This window comes from Candidatus Formimonas warabiya, from assembly GCF_002777255.1.
GTDB lineage: Bacteria > Bacillota > Dehalobacteriia > Dehalobacteriales > Dehalobacteriaceae > Formimonas > Formimonas warabiya.
On the sequence record NZ_CP017634.1, the window covers coordinates 629,734 to 641,852 of the forward strand.

A 12,119-nucleotide genomic window follows, 5' to 3' on the forward strand; every position below is an offset into this window, starting at 1 on the left:
GGTTCCGGGTTCTTTTCCATCAGTTTTAACAGGATCTTAACAATAAATTAAAGGAAAAACCGCTTTTTTATGGAACAATTGCTTTAAAACGATATTAATTATTAGGGTGGGAGAAATGCAGAAAATATTAATTGTCGATGATGAAGAAAATATTGTCAGCCTGATCGAATACAATTTAAAAAATGCCGGTTTTCAGACGATTGCAGCATATGATGGCCGTAAAGCTGTGACGATGGCCCGTGAGCAAAGGCCCGATTTGATTGTTCTGGATGTGATGCTGCCGGGAATGGATGGCTTTGATGTGGTACGGGAACTAAGAAAAGAAAGTAACGTGCCGGTTTTGATGCTCACAGCGCGGGCGGAAGAATTCGACCGGGTCTTGGCTTTGGAGCTGGGGGCAGACGATTATTTAATTAAACCCTTTAGTACCAGGGAATTGGTTGCCCGGGTAAAAGCCATCCTGCGCAGGGTCACCAGTGAACCCCGGGAGGAGGAAAAAGCCGTGATCAAGGCCGGCCCCATTACCGTCGATGTGGAGAGACACGAGGTCCATGTGGATGAGAAAGAAATTCAGCTTACGGCGAAAGAATATGAATTGCTAAAGCTTTTGGTCACCAACCGGGGCAGGGTTTTTTCCCGGGAAAAATTGCTGGAGCAGTTGTGGGATTATGATTATTTTGGCGATACCCGCACCATTGATGTGCACATGAGACACCTGCGGGAGAAAATTGAGCAGGATTCCGCTAATCCCCGTTATTTAAAAACTATCCGGGGTGTAGGGTACAAGTTTGAGGAGTGATCATATGTTGCGGGTGTTTCGGGGGATTAGAGGCAGAATCATTTCCACTTATCTTTTTTTAATCTTAATATCCATGGCCGTACTGGGCATCACCTTAATCTGGATGCTGCAGAACTACTTGTTGTCAAATCTAGAAAGTAACATGGCAAATCAGGCCGGTTTAGTGTCAAATCTGATTTCTGATCCCATTGCCCTTGGCGAATTTGACCAGGTTGACGCCCAGATCAAGGATTTGGGCAGGACCCTCCAGGCCAGAATCACCATCGTTTTGCCCAACGGCAAAGTAGTGGGGGACTCTCAATTTAATCCTTCGAATATGGAAAACCATGGTCACCGGCCGGAAATCCAAAAGGCCCTGCACAAAGAGGTGGGCGAGTATGTCAGGGTGAGCAGCACGGCCGGATTGGAAACCATGTATGTGGCGGTACCCATTGAAGCGCAAGGTCAAGTGGTGGGTGTGGCCCGAATCTCCCATCCTCTCCAAGAAATCAAGCACACTTTTCTAAAACTGCGGGGAATCCTGTTTACAGGAATTATTATTGCCACCTTTATCGCCGTTTTATTAAGTTTAAAACTGGCCAAGGGATTCACGGAGCCCATTGAAAGTATTAGTGCAGGAGCCCGTAAAATTACCGCGGGCGATTTAGATGCCCGGGTGTACTCTAGTTCCAGGGACGAATTGGGAGAATTAGGGAGTACCATTAATTATATGACGCAGACTTTAAAAGAACACATTGATGAAATATCCCAGGAAAAGAGCCGTTTGGAAAACATTTTGCACACCATGGTCAGTGGGGTCGTGGTCCTGGATAATCACGGATTGGTGCGCATTGTCAATCCGGCTGCGGAAGAAATGTTTGGCATCAGCGCTGTGACCTCCGAGGGAAAACATAATCTGGAGGTAATCCGCCACTTTGGCTTAAACAATCAGATTGAAAAATGTCTCATTTCGGAAAAAATCATTGAATATGAGTTTTCCCTTCGTTTTCCGGAAGAAAGGGTGATTCAGTGTTACATTGCACCGGTCTACCGGGACAAAAAGATTAGTGGAATTACCCTGGTGTTTCACGATATTACCAAACTGCGCAAACTGGAACAGATGCGCGCGGATTTTGTGGCCAATGCCTCCCATGAACTGAGGACACCCCTGACGGTGATCAAGGGATATGTGGAAACTTTGTTAAACGGAGCCTTAGACGACCGGCAGGTGAGCGAGAAATTTGTCACGGTGATCGACGAGGAAGCTGACCGTTTGAAAAGGCTGGTAGATGAACTGCTAACCCTGTCCCAACTGGAATCCAATCGACAGGAAGCAGAAGAGCCTGTGCTGGTATTGGGGATTATTACATTAGTGGCCGAGGAAATGAGGCAACGTTTCCAAGAAAAACAAATTGCTCTGGAATTAAATCTTCCCGGCGTTGTTCCCCAGGTGAAGGCGAATCCGGACCGGGTGAAGCAAATTTTGGTTAACCTGCTGGATAATGCCTTAAAATATACACCTTACGGAGGCAGGGTGACGGTAGGGGCGGAGGAAGAAGAAAACTTTGTCAGAATATGTGTGCAAGACACCGGGATGGGAATTCCTTCTGAAGATTTGCCCAGAATATTTGAGCGCTTTTACCGGGTGGATAAAGCGAGAAGCAGGCAAATGGGAGGTTTTGGACTGGGTCTTTCCATTGTCAAGCATATGGTGGAAAATATGGGAGGAAGTATTCGGGTGGAAAGCACCCTCAATGAAGGAAGTACTTTTTGGTTTACCCTGCCTAAGTATGAAGCGGTTGGTTAAGAAAAGGTTAATTCGGGGTAAATATTGCGAAAAAAAGAGGCGGCAGCCTCTTTTTTCTTAACCTATTCTTAACAAAGCGGTAATACTAGATTTACACAGGCGCGGTAAAGTGTATTCAGATCAAAATTTACCAAAAAATTTAAAGGAGGAACTTAAGTACATGTTTTCGAAGAAGTTGGGAAAATTTGCTTTACTATGCTTATTGATGGTAGCTTTGGTGGCAGCCGGATGCGGCCAGAGTGGGGATCAGGATGCCACCCAAAATGATACCCAGGAAGAAGAACAAGGTACAGAAACTTTATCGGGAAATATTCAATTAGCAGGATCCACCTCTGTGCAACCCTTAGCGGAAGAGTTGGCCAATGTATTTATGGAAAAGAACCCCGGTGTTAAAATTGATGTCCAGGGCGGAGGTTCCGGCGCCGGAATTAAGGCTGCTGCTGAGGGAGTTGCCAACATCGGCATGTCTTCTAGAGAATTGAAAGAAGATGAGGGCGGATTAGGGCTTGTGCCCACAGTCATAGCCAAGGACGGGATTGCCGTGATCGTAAATTCTGCCAATAAAGTAGAAGGTCTTACCAAGGATCAGATTAAAGGCATCTTTACCGGTGAAATTACCAATTGGGAAGCTGTAGGCGGAGACAGCGCCCCCATCGTTGTGATCAACCGTGAAGAAGGTTCCGGAACCAGAGATGCTTTCCAAGAGCTGGTACTAGGGGCAGATGCTAAGTTTACGGACAGCGCCGCCATTCAAAACTCTACCGGTGCAGTCAGAACCGCTGTTTCCAGTGACGCCAATGCTGTCGGTTTTATCTCCCTGGGCTCCCTGGATGATTCTGTGAAAGCGGTCAAAGTTGACGGCGTGGAAGCTTCCGAAGAGAATGTGATCGCCACCACTTATACCATTTCCCGTCCCTTTCTGTTCTTGACGAAAGGGGAACCTACCGATTTAGCCAAAGCATTCACGGATTGGGTTCTGAGTGCGGAAGGCCAGGAAGTAGTTGGGGAAGAGTTTATTGCCATCAATTAAGTGATCCCAAGAGCAACAGGAGATAATCGCCGGATAGGTTGAAAAGCCGGGGTGGCCCAGCCACCCCGATTTTGCCTGTCTGGAAGTAAAAAAACATGGGGGTATTAATTCCAAGGTTTGATTACTCCTTTGGTAAATAAGAAACGAAAACGCCGGAGGATGTTACAATGGCAAACAAAACAAAAGAAAAAGTTATTGAAAAAACGTTATTTTGTGCGGCTTTGGCCCAGGTTTTAGTGATTATTTTGATTGGCTTCTTTGTTTTTAAAGAAGGGCTGCCGGTGATGGAGAAATATGGCATCTTTCATTTCCTTTCCGGAGAAATATGGAATCCTACGAAACAAATTTACGGCATTTATCCCATGATCATTGGGACCTTTGTGGTGACCTTGGGCGCTTTAGTTCTGGGCGTACCTTTAGGCGTTGCCACAGCAATTTTTTTGGCTGAAATCGTATCCGAAAAAACCGGGCGCTTTTTCCGTCCTGCCATCGAGCTGCTGGCCGGCATCCCCTCAGTGGTTTATGGTTTATTTGGGATGGTTTTGGTGAAAAATGTTATTCTTTATATTGAACGCCACTTTCTCAGCAATTTCTTACCACCGGAATACCAATGGGGCTACAGCATTTTAACAGCCTCCATCATTCTTGCCGTAATGATTTTGCCCACGATTATTAACATCTCGGAAGATTCCATCCGCAGTGTCCCCATAGAATACCGGGAAGGCAGCCTGGCGCTGGGCGCCACCCACTGGCAAACAATAGCGAAAGTTTTGCTCCCGGCTGCTCGTTCCGGCATATTGGCTGCCATCGTACTGGGGATGGGAAGGGCCTTAGGAGAAACCATGGCAGTGATTATGGTGGCAGGAAATACCGTAGAAGTACCTGCTTTGTCCTTGTGGGGTATTTTTGCCCCGGTGCGGACCTTGACAGGAAATATTGCCTTAGAAATGGGCTATGCCGGACCTGAGCATCAGCAGGCCTTATTTGCCACCGGAATTGTGCTGTTTGTGTTTATTATGATTTTAAACCTGATTGCCGGCCGGATTGCCCGGAAAGGGGTGAATGAAACCTAATGACTGTGAAGCAGCAGGAAAAGATCGCCCGATTTTTCTTATGGACAGCGGCCACCATTACCGTAGGTTTTCTCTTTTTGATTATTGGTTATATCGTTAAAGAGGGTATTGGCGTGGTGAACCTTAATTTTTTGCTTGATGTTCCTAGAAAAATGGGGGCAAAGGGAGGGATTTTCCCTTCCATCCTCGGCACCCTGTATTTAATCGCTGCTACCTTGGTTTTTGCCATCCCCATTGGGGTGGGGGCAGCTATTTATCTCAATGAGTATACCAGGGAAGGGAAAATAACCCGGCTGATTCGATTCGGTACCGAGGCTTTGGCAGGTATTCCTTCCATTATTTTTGGCTTATTCGGCTTTGCTTTTTTTGTCATTCTTTTGCGGCCGATCACAGGAGGGTGGTCCATCCTATCCGGCTCTTTAACGGGGGCCATTATGGTTCTGCCGACGATTGTCCGGACATCGGAAGAAGCGTTGAAAACTGTTCCCTTGACATACAGGGAAGGAAGCCTGGCTTTGGGTGCAAGCAAGTGGCAAACAGTAAGCAAGGTGGTGCTTCCGGCCGCAATTCCGGGAATATTAACAGGGATTATTTTAGCCATTGGGCGGGTAGTAGGGGAAACGGCAGCTTTGCTTTTGACCCTGGGAGGAACCCTGTTGATGCCCCATTCCCTTTTTGACGGGGCCCGGACCATGTCAATGCATTTATATATGGTGGCCATGGAAACCGGTGCCATGGAGATGGCTTTTGGCACGGCAGTTGTATTAATTATCACCATCCTGATCATCAACACGGCGGCCGGGTTTTTACGCAAAAAGCTGGAACTTAGCTCAGGCAGGAGGTAAAAGTAATGGGGAAAATAGATATCACCAATCTGAATTTATTTTACGGTAGTTTTCAAGCTTTGATCAATATTAATTTTACGATTAAAGAAAAGGGAATTACCGCATTAATCGGACCGTCCGGCTGCGGAAAGTCTACCTTTTTGCGCGTGCTGAACCGGATGAATGACCTGATCCCGTCGGTAAAAGTGGAAGGCCAGGTGCATATGGATAATCAGGATATTTATGATAAGTCGGTTGATGTGGTAGAATTAAGAAAAAAGGTGGGGATGGTGTTTCAAAAGCCGAATCCTTTTCCCATGAGTATTTTTGATAATGTTGCTTACGGCCCCAGAATCCATGGGATCAAAGAAAAGAAACGGTTGGAAGAGATTGTGGAAAGAAGTTTAAAACTTGCTGCTCTTTGGAATGAGGTGAAAGACAGGCTGCACAGCGGCGCCCTAGGTCTTTCAGGGGGGCAGCAGCAAAGGTTGTGTATTGCCCGGGTGTTGTCGGTGGAGCCGGAAGTATTGCTCATGGACGAACCTACATCTGCTCTCGACCCGATTTCTACATTGAAAGTGGAAGAATTGGCCCAGGAATTAAAAGAAAAATATACCATTGTCATCGTTACCCATAATATGCAGCAGGCCGCCCGGATATCCGATCATACCGCCTTTTTCTTGAACGGGGAAATGATTGAATTTGGGGAGACTGATTTTATTTTTACCAAACCACGGGATAAAAGGACAGAGGATTATATTACGGGACGATTTGGATAAAGGAGGGAACAGTATGACACGGGAGACTTTTCAGGCCCAGTTAAAAGACCTGCAGCAGCAAATTTTACGCATGGGCAGTTTGGTGGAGGAAGCCATTGCCAATTCGGTGGCTGCCCTGAAATTGCAGGATACGGTTTTGGCCCAAAAAATTATTGATGAGGATGACATCATCGACGATTTTTATGCCAAAATTGAGGATCAATGCCTGAAACTTATTGCTACCCAGCAGCCCATGGCGAAAGACTTGCGTAAAATTATCACCGGCCTGAAAATAATCGGAGATTTGGAACGCATGGCAGATCATGCGGTGGATATCTCTAAAATTGCTCTGCAAATTTCTCATGAGCCGCTGATAAAGCCTTTGATTGACATTCCCCGCATGTCGGAATATGCGCAAAAAATGGTTAAACACTGTTTGGATGCGTATGTAAAAGAAGATACAAACCTGGCCAACAGTGTTGGTCTTGACGATGATTTGGTCGATCACCTGCACAGGCAGATTTTTCGCGAATTATTAACTTACATGATGGAAGATCCTCGCACCATTAAACAGGCGACCCACTTGCTTTTTGTCAGCCGTTACCTGGAACGTATTGCGGACCGGGCCACGAATATCGGTGAAGCGGTGATTTATTTAGTTACCGGAGACAGAACGGACATCAATAATTAGATTGGTACCGCCAAGGGACAGACGGGGGAACGGTTCTTCGAACTGAAAATGAGATCGAAGAACCGTTCCCCCGTCTGTCAGGGTAATCTGTTTATCCGGCTGCCTGGCCATGGCGAGATAAATTAAATATTCTAAAGGACTGGCACCAACTTCCGGCCTCATGAATATAATAGATCAAGGATAGGAGGGGAATGCCGTGTCCGATTTTAATCATTTTATGCGCAACAAATTTTTTGGTTTATTCGGACGTGTGAAGTGGATTGCCTTTTTAATTGAGCTCCGGGTTTTGGGTAGATTACTGGTTGTCATAGCGACGATTTTCCTGTTTTTGTATGCCTTGTTTTTCCCTCAGTTTTGGATTATTTTGATTCTTTTTTGGCTGTTCTTAGCCTTACTTGCCATGTGTTGCGGTTTATAGCATGAATCATATGGGTGGTTACTGAAATGTAACCGCTTTTTTGCGCATCAGAGAACAAGGCAACGAAGAAGCGACAAGTGACCCCGTGTCTTGTTGGATCTATCATGTGAAAGGAGGGGGTCACTTTGCTACGGGTGGTTGTGGTAGGCGGAGGTTGGGCGGGCTGCGCTGCTTCCCTGACCGCTAAAAAGGCCGGGGCCGATGAAGTACTTTTAATTGAGCGGTGCGACATGCTGTTAGGTACCGGCTTGGTAGGCGGTATTATGAGAAATAACGGCAGGTATACTGCAGCTGAGGAAGGGATAGCGATGGGCTGCGGGGAGCTTTTTGAAGTGGCGGATCATGTGTCCCGTCATAAAAATATTGAATTCCCCGGACATAAACATGCCTTCCTTTATGATATTACCGCGATCGAACCGGCTGTGAAAAAGAAATTATTATGTTACGGGGTTGATGTTCTAACGGAAACCCGCATCACAGACATCAAAAGAGCCGGACAAGCCATCACAAGTGTGATCACAGCACAGGGACGAGAAATCCCGGGGGATATTTTTGTGGAAACGACAGGGACAGCCGGACCGGCAGGTAATTGCGCCAAGTTTGGTAACGGCTGTGTGATGTGTATTTATCGCTGTCCTACTTTCGGGCCCCGGGTGAGCATTGCGGGGAGAGCAGGGATCAAAGAAAAAATGGGCGTAAATACGGATGGTTCAACCGGTGCCATGAGTGGTTCCTGTAAACTGCACAAAGAATCATTATCTGATGATATTATACGCGAACTTCAGCAAAAAGGTGTGGTAGTCCGGCCAATTCCGGAATTTTTGAAAAAAGGAGACAAAATGCTGGCGCGCAAAGCATGCCAGCAATACGCCGGAAAAGATTTTGCCGATAATGTGGTTCTTTTGGATACCGGGCACGCCAAGTTGATGTCCCCTTATTTTCCCTTGGAATTATTAAGACAAGTTCCCGGGTTTGAAAAAGCCCGGTTTGAGGATCCTTACTCAGGTGGAATCGGCAATTCCATCCGCTTTCTCGCCATTTCGCCTGTCAACCGTTACCTGCAGACGAAAGGATTGGAAAACCTTTTTTGTGCCGGGGAAAAAGCCGGCCCCCTGGTTGGTCACACAGAAGCCATTATTACCGGCTCTTTGGCCGGCCATAACGGAGTACGGCAGGCAAAGGGATTTCCCTTAATCAAGATTCCGGAGACTTTAGCCTGTGGGGACATTTTGGATCAGGTGAATAAAGCTCTGGAAACGGAGGAAGGATTAGCAAAAAGGTACACTTTTTCCGGCGGACTGTATTTCCAGAGGATGCAAGAGAAGGGGACCTATTCTACGGACCGGGAGGAAATAAAACGGCGGGTGGACCAATCCGGGATGATGGGTATCTTTGATGGGCCAATCCGATAGATAACTTAGCAAAATTATCGAAAAATTAAAAATCTTTTGTATATACTGGTAATAATCATCCACTCTATAGTATAATACATAAAAATAGGGGGGTGATAGTTTGAAAATTACATTTTTAGGGCATTCTTGTTTTTTTATTGAAGGAAATAAAAAACTGATTATTGATCCTTTTTTAACGGGTAATCCGGCAGCCGCCAAAAAAGCAGAAGAAATTGAAACAGATTATATATTGGTTTCCCATGGACATGGCGACCATTTAGGCGATGCCGTTAAGATCGCTGAGCGGACAAAAGCACCCATTATTGCGCCCAATGAATTAGCCTTTTTTTGCAGGCGGCAAGGGGTATCGGTGCATCCCATGCATATTGGGGGAGCCTATAAATTTGACGGGGTGCGGGTGAAATTGACCCAGGCCTGGCATGGTTCGGGGTTTGTGGATGACAATGCGATTTCCTTTACCGGAAATCCCTGCGGTTTTCTGATTTGGATGGATGACAGATGTCTCTATCATTCAGGTGATACCGGATTGTTCGGGGATATCAACCATGTGATTGGGCGATACAATAAAATAGATGTGGCCTTTTTGCCCATCGGAGATAATTTTACCATGGGGCCGGAAGACGCCGTCATTGCTGCGGAATGGCTAAAAGCCCGCATGGTGGTCCCCATGCATTACAATACCTGGCCCGTCATTAAACAGGATCCGGAACTGTTTAAAAAACAGGTGGATGCAAAAACCCAAAGCAAATGCTTAATATTGAACCCGGGAGAAAATTTTGAGTTTTAAAAAGCGCAACGATGTTGCGCTTTTTTGATAAGTATTTTATCTTTTTTGGGGCACAATAGATCTGACATACATTTTAGGAGGTGAATGAGTTGGGCAACGTAAAATGTGTTGTGGAAGAATGTAAATATAACAAGAATCATTTATGCCATGCTGGGGGCATTGAAGTCCGTTCCAGCGGGGATATGTCTGTCGAGACTTCAGATGGGACTGCCTGTGAAACCTTTGCGCCTAGGGAATAGAAGCCAAGTTGGTCAGGTTAAAACCGGGAGTCTCCCGGTTTTAACCTATCAGCCCCAATAAGTTTTTTTGTATGAATTGCCGAACGCCATTTTTCTTACTTTCCCGAACCCAGGTGCCCCGGGGCCAGAAGAAATCCGCAGGATTTTCGTAAATAGGAAGGTATAGACGGGTTTATCCCGAAATATTTTTAGAGAAACAGCCCTTATTCCGGGAGGTAGAGAAAAAGGATGCTGCGCCAAATCATACACGTGGATATGGACGCTTTTTTTGCCTCGGTAGAGCAGCGTGACCACCCCGAATTTGCAGGAAAACCGGTTGTCGTAGGGGGAAAACCGGAAACCCGGGGCGTAGTGGCTGCTGCTTCCTATGAGGCACGTAAATTTGGGGTTCGTTCTGCGATGGCCATGGCCTTGGCGGTTAAAAAATGCCCTGATCTGATCATTGTGCCCCCCCGCCATCATGAATATGAACGGGTCTCCCGGAGTATTATGGAGATTTTCTATCAATTTACTCCTTTGGTGGAGCAGATCTCAATTGATGAGGCTTTTCTGGATGTAACAGGCAGTCTCGGCCTCTTTCAAACGGCAGAAAATATTGGCCGTACCATACAACAGAAAATCTGGCAGGTTCATGCTTTAACCGCGTCCGTAGGTATCGGCCCCAACAAATTTGTGGCCAAGCTGGCCTCGGATTTTCATAAGCCTCAAGGGTTTACCATGGTCCATCCGGATCAGGTAGCCTCTTTCTTAGATCCTTTAATTGTTCATACTATTTGGGGAATCGGAGAAAAAACAGCATTAACTCTCAATAAACTTGGCATCAAAACGGTCGGTGATGCCAAGAGCTTGTCCCTGACCCGTTTAGAAGCTTTATTTGGGAAACAGGGAAAGCAGATTTTTTATCTTTGCCGGGGAATCGACGAGCGTCCTGTAGTCCCGGAACATGAGGCAAAATCATTAGGAAAAGAAATTACATTTTCCCAAGATATTATTGACGTGTCTTATTTATTTTCCATCGCCGGCAAATTGGCAGATCAGGTCGGATTGCGATTAAGAAAAGGGTCGAAACAGTGCCGGACGGTCACGCTTAAATTAAGATACTGCGATTGGGAGACTATTAGCCGCAGTCATACTTGCACAGATCCTACAAATTTAACGAAAACAATTTACCAAAATATTTCTTTATTAATCAAAAAAGAGCTGCCTCTAAAAAAGCCTGTCCGTTTGCTTGGCGTATCTGTATCTAATCTTTGCTCTGAAAATGTGCAGCAGCAATCTCTTTTTGGGGCACAGGATGTGCGCGAAGCGGAACTCACGAAAGTAACCGATCACTTAAAAGAAAAATACGGAGAGATGGCAGTCGTCCCGGGATCCGTTCTTTACGGCAAAAAAACGAATTTCCGTAAAATGGATTAGGCTGCCTGCTTTTTGCATATTAAATTGCTTTTTCATCCATACTATACAGGAAGATAAATTGGGGACATTCCTCGGCAGGATAGGAATGCCTGATATAGAGGTGTGTTCCCTAACATTATTAAGGAGGTAAAAAGATGGAACCGTCTGTTTATGATTTTTTAGCCAAATCCTTATTGAACGAACAAGAACTAGTACGGGATTATCAAAGATTCTCCATGAAAGTGGACGATCCTGAAATTGCTAAAAACTTTCGGCATTGGGCGGAAGAAGATGGTTTAAGGGCCAATAAGATAGAGGAGTTTATCCATAAAATACAGAGCCATAAAAGTTAAAACCCGGTTGAGCGGGTTTTAACTTTTTCAGGAGGGAGCCTTATGTTTTTAGGATGCCCATTGTGTAACGGAGTCACCACTCCCGGACCCTGTGAGATTTGCGGAACACCCATGGAAGATTTAGGTATGGTGGAGGATTATGCCGGACCTTATAGTCCTTACCAGGATGGAGAGCTAATTGAACTGGAGCACAAGAGAAACCATAAAAGCACTTTGATCTGTATTCATTTAATCTACTGTCCTACCTGCAAATATGACGATTATTTAGAAGTGCCTATTTAAATGTATATAATTACCAAAATAAACCTGCCATTTTGGGAAATAATATTCCATGGGTCCTATGAAAAATATAAAAAAAGAGGTGCGAAAAATGAGAGTGGAAAAAAGTGATGCTATTACCCGGGTAAAATGTGTCGTAAACACCTGCGAATATTATCAAAGCGGGGATCATTGCACAGCGTCAAAAATTGAAATTCAGCCTCAGAATGCATCCGATACCCAGGATACCGACTGTGCCACTTTTGTTACCAGACGCTAGCTGTTTTTTAGTGGAC

At 45.5% G+C, this 12,119-nt stretch carries 15 protein-coding genes; all 15 read left to right on the forward strand.

Annotated elements, in window-relative coordinates; translation table 11 throughout:
- Window positions 1-115 precede the first annotated feature (115 nt).
- The 15 genes from DCMF_RS02840 (at window position 116) to DCMF_RS02915 (ending at window position 12,103) form a co-directional block, all read left to right on the forward strand.
- Window positions 116-799: a response regulator transcription factor gene (locus DCMF_RS02840; protein ID WP_148133033.1), complete on the forward strand. Its 684-nt coding sequence runs from the start codon at window positions 116-118 to the stop codon at window positions 797-799.
- Between the two features lie 4 nt (window positions 800-803).
- Window positions 804-2,585 carry a two-component system histidine kinase PnpS gene (gene pnpS, locus DCMF_RS02845; protein ID WP_148133034.1) on the forward strand — a complete coding sequence of 594 codons (1,782 nt, stop codon included), beginning with the start codon at window positions 804-806 and terminating at the stop codon, window positions 2,583-2,585.
- A gap of 160 nt (window positions 2,586-2,745) precedes the next feature.
- Entirely contained in the window at window positions 2,746-3,615 is an 870-nt protein-coding gene (locus tag DCMF_RS02850; protein ID WP_148133035.1) for a phosphate ABC transporter substrate-binding protein, read from the forward strand.
- Between the two features lie 167 nt (window positions 3,616-3,782).
- Entirely contained in the window at window positions 3,783-4,688 is a 906-nt protein-coding gene (gene pstC, locus DCMF_RS02855; protein ID WP_148133036.1) for a phosphate ABC transporter permease subunit PstC, read from the forward strand.
- The gene (gene pstA / locus DCMF_RS02860; protein ID WP_148133037.1) at window positions 4,688-5,533 is read left to right on the forward strand and encodes a phosphate ABC transporter permease PstA; all 846 of its coding nucleotides are present in this window, start codon (window positions 4,688-4,690) and stop codon (window positions 5,531-5,533) included. Before pstC ends, pstA begins: the two co-directional genes overlap by 1 nt.
- Window positions 5,534-5,538: 5 nt before the next feature.
- A complete protein-coding gene (gene pstB, locus DCMF_RS02865; RefSeq protein ID WP_148133038.1) occupies window positions 5,539-6,291 on the forward strand; it encodes a phosphate ABC transporter ATP-binding protein PstB in 753 nt (250 codons plus the stop codon).
- 13 nt (window positions 6,292-6,304) lie between these two features.
- Window positions 6,305-6,961 (forward strand): phosphate signaling complex protein PhoU, encoded by a 657-nt coding sequence (gene phoU / locus DCMF_RS02870; RefSeq protein WP_148133039.1) that lies wholly within the window; start codon window positions 6,305-6,307, stop codon window positions 6,959-6,961.
- A 196-nt stretch (window positions 6,962-7,157) separates the two neighbouring features.
- Window positions 7,158-7,379: a hypothetical protein gene (locus DCMF_RS02880; protein WP_148133041.1), complete on the forward strand. Its 222-nt coding sequence runs from the start codon at window positions 7,158-7,160 to the stop codon at window positions 7,377-7,379.
- 134 nt (window positions 7,380-7,513) lie between these two features.
- On the forward strand, window positions 7,514-8,791 hold the full coding sequence (locus tag DCMF_RS02885; RefSeq protein ID WP_335582421.1) for an FAD-dependent oxidoreductase: 1,278 nt from the start codon (window positions 7,514-7,516) through the stop codon (window positions 8,789-8,791).
- Between the two features lie 100 nt (window positions 8,792-8,891).
- Window positions 8,892-9,578 carry a metal-dependent hydrolase gene (locus DCMF_RS02890; protein WP_148133043.1) on the forward strand — a complete coding sequence of 229 codons (687 nt, stop codon included), beginning with the start codon at window positions 8,892-8,894 and terminating at the stop codon, window positions 9,576-9,578.
- Window positions 9,579-9,667: 89 nt separating this feature from the next.
- Entirely contained in the window at window positions 9,668-9,817 is a 150-nt protein-coding gene (locus tag DCMF_RS02895; RefSeq protein ID WP_148133044.1) for a DUF1540 domain-containing protein, read from the forward strand.
- A gap of 228 nt (window positions 9,818-10,045) precedes the next feature.
- Window positions 10,046-11,233 carry a DNA polymerase IV gene (gene dinB, locus DCMF_RS02900; protein ID WP_148133045.1) on the forward strand — a complete coding sequence of 396 codons (1,188 nt, stop codon included), beginning with the start codon at window positions 10,046-10,048 and terminating at the stop codon, window positions 11,231-11,233.
- 134 nt (window positions 11,234-11,367) lie between these two features.
- Window positions 11,368-11,565: a hypothetical protein gene (locus DCMF_RS02905; protein WP_148133046.1), complete on the forward strand. Its 198-nt coding sequence runs from the start codon at window positions 11,368-11,370 to the stop codon at window positions 11,563-11,565.
- A gap of 42 nt (window positions 11,566-11,607) precedes the next feature.
- Window positions 11,608-11,847, forward strand: a complete 240-nt coding sequence (locus tag DCMF_RS02910) for a hypothetical protein (RefSeq protein ID WP_148133047.1) — start codon at window positions 11,608-11,610, stop codon at window positions 11,845-11,847.
- Between the two features lie 88 nt (window positions 11,848-11,935).
- Window positions 11,936-12,103: a DUF1540 domain-containing protein gene (locus DCMF_RS02915; protein ID WP_148133048.1), complete on the forward strand. Its 168-nt coding sequence runs from the start codon at window positions 11,936-11,938 to the stop codon at window positions 12,101-12,103.
- Window positions 12,104-12,119: the final 16 nt, after the last annotated feature.